14 protein-coding genes are annotated in these 15770 nt (G+C 53.6%); 5 read left to right on the plus strand and 9 right to left on the minus strand.

Features of this window, described 5'->3' with window-relative positions; translation table 11 throughout:
• Window positions 1-219: 219 nt before the first annotated feature.
• Entirely contained in the window at window positions 220-1629 is a 1410-nt protein-coding gene (gene cycA / locus FDW88_RS20450; protein ID WP_137363246.1) for a D-serine/D-alanine/glycine transporter, read from the plus strand.
• Window positions 1630-1692: 63 nt separating this feature from the next.
• Here cycA and ytfE read toward each other — a convergent pair whose 3' ends face one another.
• Window positions 1693-2355 carry an iron-sulfur cluster repair protein YtfE gene (gene ytfE / locus FDW88_RS20455; RefSeq protein WP_115259604.1) on the minus strand — a complete coding sequence of 221 codons (663 nt, stop codon included), beginning with the start codon at window positions 2353-2355 and terminating at the stop codon, window positions 1693-1695.
• A gap of 245 nt (window positions 2356-2600) precedes the next feature.
• Between ytfE and FDW88_RS20460 the strand changes: the two genes are divergently transcribed.
• Window positions 2601-4172 carry a methyl-accepting chemotaxis protein gene (locus FDW88_RS20460; protein WP_137363247.1) on the plus strand — a complete coding sequence of 524 codons (1572 nt, stop codon included), beginning with the start codon at window positions 2601-2603 and terminating at the stop codon, window positions 4170-4172.
• Window positions 4173-4236: 64 nt separating this feature from the next.
• On the opposite strand, the gene FDW88_RS20465 is transcribed toward FDW88_RS20460, so the two are convergent.
• The 3 genes from FDW88_RS20465 to FDW88_RS20475 all read right to left on the minus strand — a co-directional run bounded on the left by FDW88_RS20465 (window position 4237) and on the right by FDW88_RS20475 (window position 7031).
• On the minus strand, window positions 4237-5202 hold the full coding sequence (locus FDW88_RS20465) for a DMT family transporter (RefSeq protein ID WP_137363248.1): 966 nt from the start codon (window positions 5200-5202) through the stop codon (window positions 4237-4239).
• A 75-nt stretch (window positions 5203-5277) separates the two neighbouring features.
• Window positions 5278-6102, minus strand: a complete 825-nt coding sequence (locus FDW88_RS20470) for an AraC family transcriptional regulator (protein WP_096758553.1) — start codon at window positions 6100-6102, stop codon at window positions 5278-5280.
• Window positions 6103-6176: 74 nt separating this feature from the next.
• Window positions 6177-7031, minus strand: a complete 855-nt coding sequence (locus FDW88_RS20475) for an SDR family oxidoreductase (protein WP_137363249.1) — start codon at window positions 7029-7031, stop codon at window positions 6177-6179.
• Window positions 7032-7119: 88 nt separating this feature from the next.
• On the opposite strand from FDW88_RS20475, the gene FDW88_RS20480 reads away from it, so the two are divergent.
• Complete coding sequence (locus FDW88_RS20480; RefSeq protein ID WP_115260000.1) at window positions 7120-7494, plus strand: helix-turn-helix domain-containing protein; 375 nt, start codon at window positions 7120-7122, stop codon at window positions 7492-7494.
• 95 nt (window positions 7495-7589) lie between these two features.
• Here the strand turns inward: FDW88_RS20480 and cpdB are convergent, their stop codons facing one another.
• Entirely contained in the window at window positions 7590-9533 is a 1944-nt protein-coding gene (gene cpdB, locus FDW88_RS20485; RefSeq protein WP_137363250.1) for a 2',3'-cyclic-nucleotide 2'-phosphodiesterase, read from the minus strand.
• A 189-nt stretch (window positions 9534-9722) separates the two neighbouring features.
• Here cpdB and cysQ point away from each other — a divergent pair, with 189 nt between their 5' ends.
• Complete coding sequence (gene cysQ, locus FDW88_RS20490) at window positions 9723-10463, plus strand: 3'(2'),5'-bisphosphate nucleotidase CysQ (RefSeq protein ID WP_115259599.1); 741 nt, start codon at window positions 9723-9725, stop codon at window positions 10461-10463.
• Here cysQ and FDW88_RS20495 read toward each other — a convergent pair.
• A complete protein-coding gene (locus FDW88_RS20495) occupies window positions 10453-11010 on the minus strand; it encodes a YtfJ family protein (RefSeq protein ID WP_096758549.1) in 558 nt (185 codons plus the stop codon). The genes cysQ and FDW88_RS20495 overlap by 11 nt on opposite strands.
• A gap of 326 nt (window positions 11011-11336) precedes the next feature.
• Between FDW88_RS20495 and FDW88_RS20500 the strand changes: the two genes are divergently transcribed.
• Window positions 11337-11543 carry a DUF1107 domain-containing protein gene (locus FDW88_RS20500; RefSeq protein ID WP_003025710.1) on the plus strand — a complete coding sequence of 69 codons (207 nt, stop codon included), beginning with the start codon at window positions 11337-11339 and terminating at the stop codon, window positions 11541-11543.
• A gap of 84 nt (window positions 11544-11627) precedes the next feature.
• Here the strand turns inward: FDW88_RS20500 and FDW88_RS20505 are convergent, their stop codons facing one another.
• The 3 genes from FDW88_RS20505 to FDW88_RS20515 form a co-directional block, all read right to left on the minus strand.
• Window positions 11628-12965 (minus strand): hemolysin family protein, encoded by a 1338-nt coding sequence (locus tag FDW88_RS20505; RefSeq protein WP_096758548.1) that lies wholly within the window; start codon window positions 12963-12965, stop codon window positions 11628-11630.
• Window positions 12966-13131: 166 nt separating this feature from the next.
• Window positions 13132-14202, minus strand: coding sequence for a 1,4-beta-xylanase (locus FDW88_RS20510; protein WP_137363251.1), 1071 nt, complete (start codon window positions 14200-14202; stop codon window positions 13132-13134).
• Between the two features lie 10 nt (window positions 14203-14212).
• Window positions 14213-15757 carry an MFS transporter gene (locus tag FDW88_RS20515; protein ID WP_137363252.1) on the minus strand — a complete coding sequence of 515 codons (1545 nt, stop codon included), beginning with the start codon at window positions 15755-15757 and terminating at the stop codon, window positions 14213-14215.
• Between the last annotated feature and the right edge of the window lie 13 nt (window positions 15758-15770).

Raw genomic sequence — 15770 nt, forward strand, 5'->3', positions numbered from 1 at the left:
AATAGCGCGCTTGCGCGTATTTTTGTGAGCTGATTCGCGCTATCAGAGTGATATGACACTCACTTTAAACATAAAATTAACATTATATCTAAATCTTAGTATTCATCCCGCCAATTCTTACCTAATATCGATGAGTCCTGATAACGGGATCGTCGTATCATAGACACACCAAAGGCCGTAGAGCCTGAACAACACAGACAGGTACAGGAAGAAAAAAACATGGTAGATCAGGTAAAAGTCGTTGCCGACGAAGAGGCTTCGTCTGAACAGTCGCTGCGGCGCAATCTCACAAACCGACATATTCAACTTATTGCCATTGGTGGCGCTATCGGTACCGGCCTGTTTATGGGCTCCGGGAAAACCATCAGCCTCGCCGGGCCGTCGATCATCTTTGTTTATATGATCATCGGTTTTATGCTGTTTTTCGTGATGCGTGCAATGGGAGAATTGCTGCTCTCGAATCTCGAATACAAATCTTTTAGTGATTTCGCCTCCGACCTGCTCGGGCCGTGGGCTGGGTATTTTACCGGCTGGACCTACTGGTTTTGCTGGGTCGTGACAGGAATAGCGGACGTCGTTGCCATTACCGCGTATGCGCAATTCTGGTTCCCTGGGCTATCCGACTGGGTGGCATCGCTGGCGGTAATCATTCTGCTGCTGGTCCTCAACCTCGCCACGGTGAAAATGTTTGGTGAGATGGAATTCTGGTTTGCGATGATCAAAATTGTCGCCATCGTCGGCCTGATCGTGGTTGGTCTGGTGATGGTGCTGACGCAGTTCCAGTCACCTACTGGCGTTCAGGCATCGTTCACCCACCTGTGGAATGACGGTGGCTGGTTCCCGAAAGGCCTGAGCGGCTTCTTTGCGGGCTTCCAGATTGCGGTGTTTGCGTTCGTGGGTATTGAATTGGTCGGGACGACAGCGGCGGAAACCAAAGATCCGGAGAAATCCCTGCCGCGTGCGATTAACTCGATTCCAATCCGTATCATCATGTTCTACGTGTTCGCGCTGATTGTGATTATGTCTGTCACCCCGTGGGGCTCGGTGGTTCCAACCAAGAGCCCGTTTGTCGAACTGTTCGTGCTGGTCGGCTTGCCGGCGGCGGCGAGCCTGATTAACTTTGTGGTTCTGACGTCTGCGGCGTCTTCTGCGAACAGCGGTGTGTTCTCGACTAGCCGTATGTTGTTCGGTCTGGCGCAGGAAGGCGTGGCACCGAAAGCGTTCGCCAAGCTGTCCAAACGTGCTGTTCCGGCGAAAGGCTTAACCTTCTCCTGTATCTGCCTGCTGGGCGGTGTGGTGATGCTGTACGTTAATCCGAGCGTAATCGGTGCGTTCACCATGATCACCACCGTATCGGCGATTCTGTTCATGTTTGTCTGGACCATCATTCTTTGCTCGTACCTGGTGTACCGCAAACAGCGTCCGCAGCTGCATGAGAAGTCGATTTACAAAATGCCGTGGGGCAAGGTGATGTGCTGGGTGTGCATGGCGTTCTTCGTGTTCGTGCTGGTACTGCTGACGCTGGAAGAAGATACCCGTCAGGCGCTGATCGTCACGCCGCTGTGGTTCATTGCGCTGGGGCTGGGCTGGTTGTTTATCGGTAAGAAACGTATGGCAGGTGTACGTTAATAAAAAAAGAGCCGCGACGCGGCTCTAATGCTTCATCAATCAGGGCGCTCTCAGGCGCCCTTTTTATTCACCAGCGAGGGCACGCGGGAACAACACATTGTTTTCCAGACTGATGTGTTCCATCAGGTCGTCGATCAGTTCGTTAATGCCGTTATACATGGCTTTCCAGGTGGTGCAGGCTTCCGGCGGCGGCGTCACGTTTTGGGTAATGTGCTTGATCACTTCGACCAGCTCACCGGCGTCGTCATGCTCGCTTTCCATCACGCTGATTGGCCCCATCGCCTGGCTACCCATTCCCTGTTTGATCATCGGGAACAGGATCTGCTCTTCTTTCATCATGTGGCTGGACAGCTCGTCATGCAGCATGGTCAGGTTTTTCGCCAGACCGCGTGGTACGTTTGGCTTGTCTGCGTGCACGCGTTCAACTTTGGTGGCCTGCAGGATCAGTTCCGGCAGCTGTTCGCGGTGGCGGTCATGATAACGAACGACGATATGGTCGATAATTTCTGCCAGTGCCACGCTGCGCCAGTCTTTTTCCAACGGCTGCTCAGCCAGTTTTGCCAGTTCGGCTTCGATAGCCTCGACATCCAGCTCTTTACGTGCGGCAGCGCGTGCCAGCGTTTGCTTACCGCCGCAGCAGTAATCCATATCGTACTTACGAAACAGTGCCGAAGCGCGAGGAATAGAGAGCGCCAGTTCACCTAAAGGTTGATCGCGATAAGACATAGCCGTTACCTCATTCTCAATAATATAAGATGTATTTTAAATGCAACTTATGGCGAAGGATATACCCCTTTCGGGGTGGTGGGATTTGTGATGGCTGTCACGAAAATTTCTTATACCGTTAACCTGCTGAATCTTATTGAAAAGGCGCAAAACGGCGAAAAAAGCCGCGTCAGAAGATTAAATAAGCGGGCGCGGCTGCCGATAGTTAGACCTCAGACAATACCTGCATAATAAAAAGGCAACAGATGTTCAAACGAATCAAAGTGATAACCTTACTTATCACCGTGTTACTTTCCCTGGGCGCGATGCAGCTCATCTCCGCAGGCGTCTTTATTGGCGCACTCAACAACGATAAGCAAAATTTTAACGTGTCTCAGCTTTCCAGCCAGAACGTGGCCGAGTTTACCGATGCGTGGATTAGCCTGAACCAGGCGCGCGTCACGCTCAACCGGGGCATGCTGCGTCTGCAGGGCACGATGGCCAGCGAGGTGAACGGCGGGCAGCTCACAGAGCTGGTAAGCACGGCAAATCGCCTGCTGGCAGAAGCGAAAGAGCATTATGATAAATACTATGCGTTGCCGGAAACGCCGGGTCTGGATGAACATCTGGCTGATCGACTGGAAGAGCAGTACGGCATTTATTCGACCACGCTTGCCAAAATGAACGCGCTGCTGGCGGAAGGCAAACTGGAAGAGATGTTCAAACAGAATGCTGAACAAAAGCAGACGGCAATGCAGGGTGTGTATCAGGAATGGCGTGCGGCACAATCCGCGCTGGCAAATGCGGGCGTGCAGGATAACGAGAATGACTACCAGAAAATTATCTGGTTGCTGTCTGCCGTCATGCTGATTGTGGTCACGGTGATTGTCGTTAGCTGGATAGCCATGCAGCGCGTGCTGTTGAAGCCACTGCGCGAGGTGATGGAACATATTCGCCATATTGCCGCAGGTGACCTGACCCACAGCATCAGTGCTGACGGCAGCAATGAAATGGCGCTGCTGGCACGTAACGTCCGCGATATGCAGCAGTCGCTGGCGAACACGGTTAGCGTGGTGCGTGACGGGGCCGATACGATTTACACCGGGGCGGGTGAAATCGCCGCGGGCAGTAACGATCTCTCCTCGCGTACCGAACAGCAGGCCGCATCGCTGGAGGAAACGGCAGCCAGCATGGAACAGCTCACCGCTACCGTGAGACAGAATGCGGATAATGCACGACAGGCGACCAGCCTTGCAAAAAATGCCTCGCAGACGGCGCAAAAAGGCGGCACGGTGGTTGATGGCGTGGTGCGTACCATGGATGAAATTGCCACCAGTTCCAGCAAAATCGCGCAAATTACCACTGTTATTGACGGTATTGCCTTCCAGACCAATATTCTGGCGCTGAACGCGGCGGTAGAAGCCGCACGCGCCGGTGAACAGGGGCGTGGTTTTGCGGTAGTAGCAGGAGAAGTGCGCACTCTGGCGCAGCGCAGCGCGCAGGCGGCTAAAGAGATTAAGGCCCTGATTGATGATTCTGGTCATCGGGTCAACGCCGGTACCGCACTGGTGCATGAGGCGGGTGAAACAATGGCGGAGATCGTCAGCGCCGTCACCCGCGTGACCGATATCATGGGTGAGATTGCTTCGGCCTCTGATGAGCAGAGTCGGGGAATCGATCAGGTTGGTCAGGCCGTTGCCGAGATGGATCGCGTGACGCAGCAAAACGCCTCGCTGGTGGAAGAATCCGCGTCAGCGGCGGCGGCGCTCGAAGAACAGGCGGCACGCCTGAATCAGACCGTTGCGGTGTTTAAAGTGTCGCGCCGGATGGCGGCGTAAACGCCTTATCCGGCCTACAAGGAATTATCGCGTAGGCCGGATAAGCGCAGCGCCATTCGGCACATTATGATTGTGGAACCACGACGACGCTCGGTTTCTCCGGCTTGGCTCTGACGGCCACCACCACACCGATAACCAATAACGCGATGCCGCTAATCGTCAGCGCCGACGGCATTTCATGGCGCAAGATAAAGGTATACAGCAGTCCCGCCAGCGTCTCGAATACAATCAACGGCCCGAGGATCACCGTTGGCAGCTTTTGGCTGGCGATGTTCCAGCACAATGCCCCCACCCACGAACACAGCACCGCAATGGCGACCATCAGGCCGATAAATACGCCTGGACGCGGGCCGAAGGGCAGGGAGAAGTCCGGCGTTTGCCCGTTCAGCCACAGGCAGGCCGCAATGTAACCGAGCAGAGAAACGGGCAGCGTCACCAGTGCCTGGGCGGTGGCCCACATCATCGGATGCTTATCGGGGTTTTCACGCAACCAGCGGGCATTACGCAGCGCATACCATGCCCAGCACACCACGGAAACCAGTGCCAGGGCGATACCCGACCCGTAGCGCCAGCCGCTAAAATCAGGTAACCCCTGATTCAACTCAGAAATATTCACGCACAGCAGGCCAATGCCGATCAGCACCAGCGCCGGGGCCAAACGCCACCAGGATAATTTACCGTCACGCTGGCTATAGAGCAGATTGGCGAAGACCGGGATCACTACCGGTAACGTGCCGATGATCATCGTCGAGACCGGCGCACCGGTGCGCTGAATGGCGCTGGCCAGACAAACATAATAAATCAGGTTGCCCATCATCGTCAGAGCCAGCGCGGTTCTCCAGTCCTTGCGCGATAGCTGACGCAGACGTCCGCGACCCAGCCAGGCCAGCGGCAGGGCAATCAGCCCCAGCGCCAGGTAGCGTCCCATCGACTGTAATACCGCCGGGTATTCCGGCACGATCAACGGCCCGACAAAAATCAGCCCCCACATCAACCCCGCCAGCAGGGCGTACAACACACCGCTAATCATTTTGACATCCACATCATTGAACATTGCGCCGAGTGTAGGCAGGGAAAACACCGCTGTATTGTATGAGATTGCGCATTAGCGCGAATAAACCTGCTTCTGATAACGCACAGGCGTAATACCGTAGCGATGGGTAAACGCGCGGGTGAGGTGCGACTGGTCGGTCAGGCCGGTTGCCGCAGCAACGTCGGCGGCGGGCATACCGCGCGTGAGAAAATCTTTGGCGCGCCACAGGCGAACAGCCATGAGCATCTGATGCGGGGTGACGTGAAAGTGCAGTTTGAACTGGCGCTGAAAATGCCAGGGGCTGAGCGCAGCCACGCGAGCCAGTTCGTCGAGCGTAACCGGGTGCATGTAGTTATCATGCAGATATTCGCGCACGCGATCAAAGCGATGCGCGCCTTCCCGCGACACCGGCGCATGACGAGCCAGTGGCTGGAAGGTGTCGATCAGATCGAGCAGCAATCCTTTTTGTGCCAGCGGATCCTCGGTGTTCCACATCCCGTGGATCAGCGAACAGATCTGGCGTGAACGGTGGGGATCGTGGCGCGTCACATCATGGAACCACCAGTGGCGGATCCCGGTGACCTCTTGCAGAAGAGAGGGGTCGAGATAAATCATCCGGTAGCGCCAGCCGTCGGCGGTTTCAGCCTCGCCGGTGTGCAGCTCATCGGGATTCATGGTCACGACGGAATGGGCCGGTGCCACGTACTGGGTGCCACGATAGCGAAAACGCTCGGCGCCGGCTTCGATCGCGCCAATGCCAAACGCTTCGTGGGTATGAGGCTCAAACGCGTAACGCGAGATATGCGCATGATACAGCTCAACGCCCGGTATCTGCGCCAGATGGCGAAAACGGGCGCTGTCTTTCTCATCAATAAACTGCTCAGGTACACCCTGCACGTTATCTCTCCCCACACATCGTCTTATCATTATCAGAGAGGATGCGCGGGGATGCCACCGTAATTAACCAAATTTTAACAGTTTACGATGCCGCTGACGCTCTCCGCCAGCGATGTGGTCGGGCGTTTAATCAGTGTGCTCAGCGTATGGCTGTCGTCAAACAGCCCGCCTTTTGAGGCACCGATATCAGAGTCGGCCAACATCTCTGCCAGTCCGGCAGGCAGGCCAAATCCTTTCAGCGCGGCGGAAAAATCGGCCTCGCTAAGGTTCTGATACACCACTTTTTTGCCGCTCTGTTGAGCCAGTTCGGCGGCCAACTGGCTCAGCGTCCAGCCTTCATCTCCCGCCAGCTCGTAGATTTTCCCGGCATGGCCTTCTTCACTGATGACGCGCGCGGCAGCAGCAGCGTAGTCCGCGCGGGTGGCGGCGGCGATTTTGCCGTCTCCGGCGGCACCAATAAACACGCCGTGCTCGAGGGCTGCGGGGGCGCTGGCGAGATAGTTTTCGCAGTACCAGCCGTTACGCAGCAGCGCGTAATCGAGGCCGGATTCTGCCAGCATCTTCTCGGTTGCCACGTGTTCATCTGCCAGCCCCAGCGGGGAGGTATCGGCATGCAGCAGGCTGGTGTAGGCGATGAATTTCACACGTGCAGATTTCGCCGCATTGATCACGTTGCGGTGCTGTGGGGTACGCTGTCCGACTTCGCTTGAGGAGATCAGCAGCAGTTTGTCGATGCCTTGCAACGCGGTGGTAAAGGCGGCTTCGTCGGTGTAATCCGCCTGGCGGACGGTAATACCCTGCAGGCTGAGGGTAGCGGCTTTCGCTGGGTTACGCACAATCGCCACAATCTGGCTGGCGGGAACGGTTTTCAGCAGGTTTTCAATAACGTGTTGGCCCAGTTGGCCAGTGGCGCCGGTAATCGCAATCATGAGGAACTCCAGGTTTTTGTCTTGTGTTGACTCACGCTAACACCTAAACTTACTTTTAGTAAGTACGCACAAAAAGGTAAGTATGAAAATGACAGATTCGACGCTTTCTCAGCAACTGCGCGACGGCAACTTATTTGCTGAACAGTGTCCTTCCCGCGAGGTGTTAAAACACGTTACCAGCCGTTGGGGAGTATTGATTCTGGTGGCGCTGCGCGACGGCACGCACCGTTTTAGCGATCTGCGCCGTAAGATGGGCGGTGTCAGTGAAAAGATGCTGGCGCAATCCTTACAGGCGCTGGAGCAGGACGGGTTTATCAACCGGGTGTCGTATCCGGTGGTACCGCCGCACGTGGAATACAGTTTGACGCCGTTGGGTGAGCAGGTGAGTGATAAAGTTGCCGCACTGGCGGACTGGATAGAAATGAATTTACCGCAGGTTTTGGCGCAGCGGATCCCGGGGTGAACGATGTGCCGGATGGCGCTGCGCTTATCCGGCCTACAAGTCGGCTTCATGCGTAGGCCGGATAAGACGCTATAGCGTCGCATCCGGCACTAAAATTACTTACTCAAATCCAGCTGATAAATCGCAAAACCGATATCGTCGGTGGCGACTTTTTGCAGCGGATACTGTCCTTTTTCTTTGATAAACGCGGCGGCTTTATCGGACGGCGAGGTTTCAAAACGAATATCCAGCTTCGTCTCGCTGTGGATCGGCGCCAGACGCCAGTTATTATCCGCCGCCGGGTGAATTTCACCGGCACGCTTCGTCTCGGCCCCTATCCACGCGGCCAGCACCGAGCGGTTTTCATCCGGTGAGGCAAAGGCGATATGGCTGTCGCCGGTACCGGCAAACTTACCGCCATAGGCGCGATAGTTATTGGTTGCTACCAGGAAGGTAGCGTCCGGGTCGATAGGTTTACCGTTAAAGGTCAGATGCTTAATACGCTCTGCCTGCGGGTTGATCGTCTGGCATTCGCCGTCGTAGCGGGCGGGTTGTGACACATCAATCTGATAGTCTACGCCGTCGATCACGTCGAAGTTATAGGTACGAAAGCCATCCCAGTTGATCAGCGACTGCGGTTTGCTGCTGTGAATATCAATCTGATTAAACTGTCCTGCGGAACATTCCAGCCACTCTTTCACCTCTTTACCGCTGGCTTTTACCACTACCAGCGTGTTGGGATAGAGGTACAGATCGGCTGCGTTGCGGAAGGTGAGCTGGCCTTTTTCCACTTCAACAAAGCTGGCCGGATCGTTCTTACGGCCGCCCACTTTAAACGGTGCGGCGGCGGAAAGTACCGGCAGTTTCGCCAGATCCGGATCGCCCTGAATAAAGCGTTCAACGTAAGCTTTTTGCGCGTTGTTCACCACCTGCACGGTTGGATCGTCCTGCACCAGTGCCAGATAGCTGTACATGTTATCGGCCGATTTACCGATTGGTTTGCTGACGAATTCGCGCGTGGCGTCGTGGTCGGCTTTCAGGATCTCAACGATTTTTGTGTCTTCAGCGGCCAGGGATTTTTTTGCCGCCGCATCATAAATCGGGCGGGCTTCAGCTTTCGCCTGGGTGACCTGCCATTTCCCGCTGTCGTTATTCAGCACCAAATCCACCACGCCCAGATGATCGCCCCACATGCCTGGCATTACTGCCGGAACGCCATTCAGGGTACCTTTAGCGATATCTGCGCCTTTGATGTTGGCAAAGTCTTTCCCTGGGAACACGGCGTGAGCATGACCAAACATGATGGCATCAACACCCGGTACTTCGCTGAGGTAATAAACCGAGTTCTCCGCCATAGCCTGATACGGGTCGGCAGAAAGGCCCGAGTGAGCCACCACGACGACCACATCCGCGCCCTTGGCCCGCATTTCCGGTACGTATTGACGTGCGGTTTCGGTGATGTCATTCACTGTCACTTTGCCGCTGAGATTGGCTTTATCCCAGGTCATGATTTGCGGTGGCACAAAACCGATGTAGCCAATTTTCAGCGTCTGCTTGTGACCCTCTTTGTCGACCACCTCGGTGTCTTTAATCAAATAGGGGGTAAAAAGCGGTTTTTTGGTTTTAACGTCGATGATATTGGCGTTAACGTAAGGGAACTTCGCGCCTGCGAGCGCCTTATGCAGATAGTCCAGACCGTAGTTAAATTCATGGTTGCCGAGGTTGCCGACCGCGTAATCCAGCGTATTCAGCGCCTTATAAACCGGGTGCGTTTCGCCGGCTTTCAGCCCTTTCGCCGCCATGTAATCCCCGAGCGGGCTGCCCTGAATCAGATCGCCGTTATCGACCAGTACGCTGTTTTTGACTTCATTTCTGGCGGCATTGATCAGACTTGCCGTACGTACCAGACCGAATTTTTCCGTTGGCGTATCTTTGTAATAATCGAAATCCATCATATTGCTATGCAAATCAGTGGTTTCCATTATGCGCAGATCGACGGTTGAGGCATTCACGCTGGCCGCTATCAGCGTGGCCAGAAGCGTTGCACTAAACTTAATCATCAGAGGGCATCCTTTTTAGAACCAGGCCACAAAAGAAAATGTATATACAGCTTATTGCTTACAGAAGTGTGAATCATGCCATGAATAGAGCGTTTAAAACCGCAGGCGCTATCACAGTTGGCGGATCCTCTGACGATCGGGTATAAGTAAAACAACGAGTTAACACCGCTGCTATAAATGAGGTGGAGAATGCTAGAACATGTATGCCAGCTTGCACGGAACGCGGGCGATGCCATTATGCAGGTCTACGATGGAATCAAACCGATAGAAATCACCAGCAAGCAGGATGATTCTCCGGTCACGGCGGCGGATATTGCCGCGCACACGGTGATCCTTGCAGGATTACAGGCGCTGACGCCGGATATTCCGGTGTTGTCAGAAGAGGACCCGCCGGGCTGGGATATCCGCCAGCACTGGCAGCGTTACTGGCTGGTTGATCCGTTGGATGGTACCAAGGAGTTCATCAAACGTAACGGTGAATTTACCGTTAATATCGCGTTGATCGAGAAAGGAAAACCGGTACTGGGCGTGGTATATGCCCCGGTAATGAAGGTGATGTACAGCGCGGCCGAAGGTAAAGCCTGGAAAGAAGAGTGCGGCGTGCACAAACAAATCCAGGTGCGCGACGCGCGTCCACCGCTGGTGGTGATAAGCCGTTCGCATGCCGACAACGAGCTAAAAGAGTATCTGCAACAGCTCGGTGAGCATCAGACCACGTCGATTGGCTCATCGCTGAAGTTCTGCCTGGTGGCAGAAGGGCAGGCGCAGCTGTACCCGCGTTTTGGGCCGACCAACGTCTGGGACACCGCAGCAGGCCACGCCGTTGCCGCGGCAGCCGGAGCGCACGTTCACGACTGGCAGGGTAAACCGTTGGATTACACCCCGCGTGAATCGTTCCTTAACCCCGGCTTCCGCGTTTCTATTTACTGAGCAGTTTGTGCAGCAGGGCGATAACCTGCTGCACCTCTTCCTGCGTTAACGCCCCGTCTTTCGCCCACTGAACGCGACCGTCTTTGTCGAGGACCGCGATGGCTGAGCTCTCTTCGTCCAGTTGCCAGGTTTTACGCGCGATGCCGTTGCTGTCGACAATAAACTGTGACCACGGGTAAAGCTTCTTGTTGCTCTCAAGGCTGCTGCGTACAAACATGCCGGAGCCGGGAATGGCATCATCCGTGTTAACGATGGTGGTGGTCTGATACTTATCGTGTGGCAGATTCGCCGCTTTGATGGCCTCAATCAATGTGGCGTTTTTCTCTTTTGCCGAGGTGCGTCCGGCGATGTGTTGCACAATGCGAACTTTCCCCGGCAACTGCGCGCTATTCCAGCTTTTGTAGCTAAACTTATCGTTATCAAGAATCAGTTCGCCGCGATCGGCGATCCCGACCGGCGGCACGCGCTGGTTGGTTTCAAATTTATGGGCAGAGGCCATCATCGGCAGCAACAGGCACGACAGTGCCAGCAGTTTTTGTAAGGTCATGGTGTTTCCTTCTTTCTTATTTTGCAGGTGATCCGACCACTTGGGTGTGGAGTTTAAGCATATGTGCGATTGATGCTTTTTCCCGCAAGCGCAATGCCAGTTTGCGGACGAGCGCACAAATCCTGTGAAAAATGAAGGCTTATACTGAGGACCGCGAAACGTTGAAAAGATAATTCTGAATAATTGTAACCTGAAGGTAAATAAACTTATACACGCTGGAAACAACGTAGAGATAGTCTATAGTCATATGGCATTAAAATTTGCGCCTGAGGATTGTCGGACCGATTGTGGTACCGCAAAGGCGTAATGCTCAGCAGGAGACAACAATGAAAATTTTCCAACGGTACAACCCGCTGCAGGTGGCGAAGTACGTGAAGATCCTGTTTCGTGGACGGTTATATATCAAGGACGTAGGCGCTTTTGAATTTGATAAGGGTAAGATTCTTATCCCAAAAGTGAAGGACAAACTGCATTTTTCTGTTATGTCCGAAGTTAACCGTCAGGTCTTGCGTCTGCAAACTGAGATGGCTTGATCAAAGTGCTATGCGGTAGTTTAAGTAGTCTATAAAAAAACGGCTCCTGTAACAGGAGCCGTTGATGTTTTCAGGTCGGCAAACTTATGCCGCGCCGTCTTCTTTCGCATCCGGCAGCTTTGGCACCAGAACGGTGGGTTTGCTGTCCAGACGCGTCACCAGCAGCTGATCGATCTTGTAGTTATCGATGTCCACCACTTCGAATTTATAGCCTGAGTACTTCACTGAGTCGGTACGTTTCGGGATTTTACGCAGCATAAACATCATAAAACCACCGATGGTTTCATAGTTGCCGGACTGCGGAAACTCGTCGATATCCAGTACGCGCATCACGTCATCAATGGGCGTACCGCCGTCGATAAGCCAGGAGTTCTCGTCACGCGCCACAATCTGTTCTTCCAGACCCTGACCGACTAAGTCACCCATCAGCGTGGTCATCACGTCGTTCAGTGTGATAATGCCCACCACCAGCGCGTACTCGTTCATGATAACGGCAAAGTCTTCGCCTGCGGCTTTAAAGCTTTCCAGCGCCTCAGACAGCGTCAGGGTATCCGGGACGATCAGCGTATTGCGGATCTGCACGCCGCTGTTCAGCGCCATGCTTTGGTTGGCCAGCACACGGTTCAGCAGATCTTTGGAGTCCACGTAGCCGATGATGTGATCGATATCTTCGTTACACACCAGAAACTTGGAATGTGGATGTTCCGCCACTTTGTTCTTCAGGCTCTGCTCATCTTCGTGCAGATCGAACCAGATGACGTTCTCACGTGAGGTCATGGATGACGGTACGGTACGGGATTCCAGTTCGAACACGTTTTCGATCAGCTCATGCTCCTGCTTACGCAAGACACCCGCCAGCGCACCGGCTTCAAATACGGCATAGATATCATCGGAGGTGATGTCATCTTTACGCACCATTGGGATCTTGAACAGCCGGAAAATACTGTTTGCCAGCCCATTGAAGAACCACACCAGCGGACGGAACACCATTAAACAGAAGCGCATCGGGTTGATGATGCGCAAAGCCACAGTTTCTGGCGCAATCATACCGATGCGTTTCGGGGTTAAATCCGCGAACAGGATGAACAGACCCGTTACTAGCGAGAACGACAAAATAAAGCTCAGTTGTTCGGACAGTTCTGGAGCAAAGTACTTTGAGAAAAGGCCGTAAAAGACCGGGGAAAATGCCGCATCACCCACGATACCGCCAAGAATGGCGACGGCGTTAAGGCCAATTTGCACCACCGTGAAGAACATGCCGGGGTTTTCCTGCATCTTCATTACGCGTTGCGCATTAATGTTGCCTTCATCGGCAAGCAGCTTAAGTTTAATTTTGCGTGATGCGGCAAGCGAGATCTCGGATATCGAGAAAAACGCACTCACGGCGATCAGGCAGAGAATGACTAAAATACTGTTTAACATATCTTATCCAGCCGTTAAGGCCAGATCCTCGGAAGGGAAATGGATAAATCCGTATGAATCTATATTGAATTCAAACTAAAGACCGGCTCGTGGAAGTGAGCCGGTAAATTCAGAAGCTAGTATAGCGTAAGGTACTGTAAAGTCGCCAGAGGGGGATTATTACGGCTTATCCAACGGCGTTAATCCGGCGTACGGTCTGCATCTCTTGTTCGCAATAGGGTGAACCGTCTGGCTTCAGGACATCATGAAACCATAGCTGTGCTGTCTTGTCGTTGAGCTCGATATCCGGCCACGGTAGCCAGGTTTGCGTTTTGCCCTGTACCAGCCCCCAGTGATAGCTGGAAACGCGCTGCGCGTTAAACAGCGGCAGCTGTTCTTCTATTCGGCTACCAACGTGGCGGGCCAGCCATTCGGTACAGAAAACCGGTCTGCCAAACTCAGCAAGCTGTGACAAAAGAGACAGTTGGCCTGGGGTATCAACATACGCATGGTAGCTAATGACATCTGAAAGTCGCAGTGCGGCAACATCTATCGGATGGGTAAAGGCGTTCCCGCATGCTGCGCGATCGTCAATATGCCAGGCGGCGACGGTTAGGGGCTGAGACGGCGACTCCTGTCGCGCCCAGCTAAACAGGTGGGTTAGCAGGGTCAAGGCGTAAATTTCCAGCCGGTCGTCGTAACGGGCAAATTCACCTGTGCTACAGAAAATCCCGCCATTGCCGGGCTCATTGTAGAGATCCCAGACGCAGATGCGCGAGTCATGACGATAGTATCGAATGATATCGCGAACGTAGGCTTCAATGTGCGGCCAGCAGGTTCTGTCCATTACGCAGGCCCGTCCCGGACTGCCCGCCGCCTGGCTATTATGCACGCCGGGAACCGGGGCTTTTTGCAGGCCGATAAACGGTTCATCGCCGGAAAAGGCGCAGTCGTCGAGCAGCGTCAACATCACCTTGATACCGTGGGCGTGTGCAATGCTTAGAAAAGTGTCGATGCGGCCAATCAGGCCATCGCGGTCATGCTGCCAGACGGTAAACGGTAAGTTCGTTCGCAGCTGGTTATAGCCGTACTGGCTGGCCCAGCGAAGTTCCTGTTCGATGGTGTGGATATCGAAACTCTCGGCTTGCCACATGTCGAGCCAGTTGACCGCTGTACGTGGTAAATAGTTAAAACCACAGCCCCAGGGTTGCTGCTGATGCCAGCGCTGTGCCTGCGTTTTGCTCCAGGGTTTATACATGATGCGCTCCTTATTCTGCTTCTGAAAGACTGACGCGTCCCGTGGCCCGCTGTGTTGCAGTGCCACCCCAGACTTCATCGTACTCGTAGCCGGTGAGCTGCTTTATCACCACCCGAGTTTCCTCATCGCAGTCGCGATAGTTGCCTCCCAGCTTGCGGCGGGCTATCTCTTTGAGCAGCAATTTATGCGTCTCACGCGTGAGCTTGAATTTGTAGGTGGTGTAGAAACTGACGGCCAGCAGCGCGGTGGTAGCAAAGATCATCAAGCCGATAATGGCGTGCAGCGCCATTGCAGGCTGGGCGCCGCTGCCTTTCACAAAACCCGACTCCTCCAGCACCATGCCGATCAGCAGGATAGCGATAGCCACGGTACTCTTGCGGGTGAGTACCATTACGCCCGCAAAAATGCCTTCGCGCCGCTGTTGGGTCACCATCTCGTCGATATCGGGGATAAAACTGTAAATATTCCACGGAATATAATAGAGACCCGAGCGCGCCATGCCGAGCAGAATAAAGACGGCGGAGAACAACACGTTGGAGACCTGAGTTTGGGTGTAATAGATAATAAATAAAAATGCCAGTACCGCAAATATACAACTATAAGAGAGTCGTAGCGCCGCGGACGGCGTAATATTGAGTTTATTCAGTAATAGCATAAAACCATAGGTGCCAAACACCGACGCAAACGCGGCAATGCTTAACCAGCCGGAAACCGATGCGGCATCCTGATTCAAACAATAGATAACGTAAAAGGTAAATACTGAACCGAATACATCCATCGCGGTGAAAGAGAAAATATAAATAATAATATGCAAACGAAAGGCGCGAATTTTGAACGAGGAGAAGAGATCGAGTACCAGGTACTTCAGATGATTGAACAATCCGCTACTGCGCTGAAGGTCCGTTTTAAATGTCTCCTCTTGCACATCTTTGGCCTCCCATGTGCAGCGCCAGGTAATAAATACGGCGATACAGAAAACGACGGAAAAGATAATCCCGGTCAGGGTGTAGGTAAACGGATTATCTTTGCCCGTAAACTGCATCAGAATGCCGGGAACCGAGACGGCCAGAAAGCCGCCGAGCTGCGAGCAGATCATGCGCACGCCGGAAAGGCGGCTGCGCTCTTCGTAACGGTTAGTCATCTCTGCTGCCAGGGTTTCCCACGGTACCAGTACCATGGCCGACAGCAATTCAATCGACAAATAGGTTCCCAGGTAATACCAGTAACCCATATCGGTCAGCCACAGCAGGGCATAGAGAAACATGAGCGGCGAACTGAGTAATAAAAAGAAGCGGCGACGGCCAAATTTCCGCCCAAGCCAGGTATTGCCAAAATTATCGGTGACGTAGCCCATAATCGGGCTGAGTAAAGCATCAATCACGCGGGCAATAGCAAATATGGAACCTGCCTCCAGGACGCTTAAACCGCAATAGGTAGTGTAAAAAAATAACAGCCAGGTGCCGATAATAGCGAAAGCCCCGCCGCCAAATAAATCAGTGATGCCGTAGCCAATTGCTACACCATAACCGACTCTGCGTTCAGTTGGTTTAACCATAATTATTTTTCCA

The organism is Citrobacter sp. wls829 (genome assembly GCF_005280825.1).
Lineage (GTDB): Bacteria > Pseudomonadota > Gammaproteobacteria > Enterobacterales > Enterobacteriaceae > Citrobacter > Citrobacter gillenii.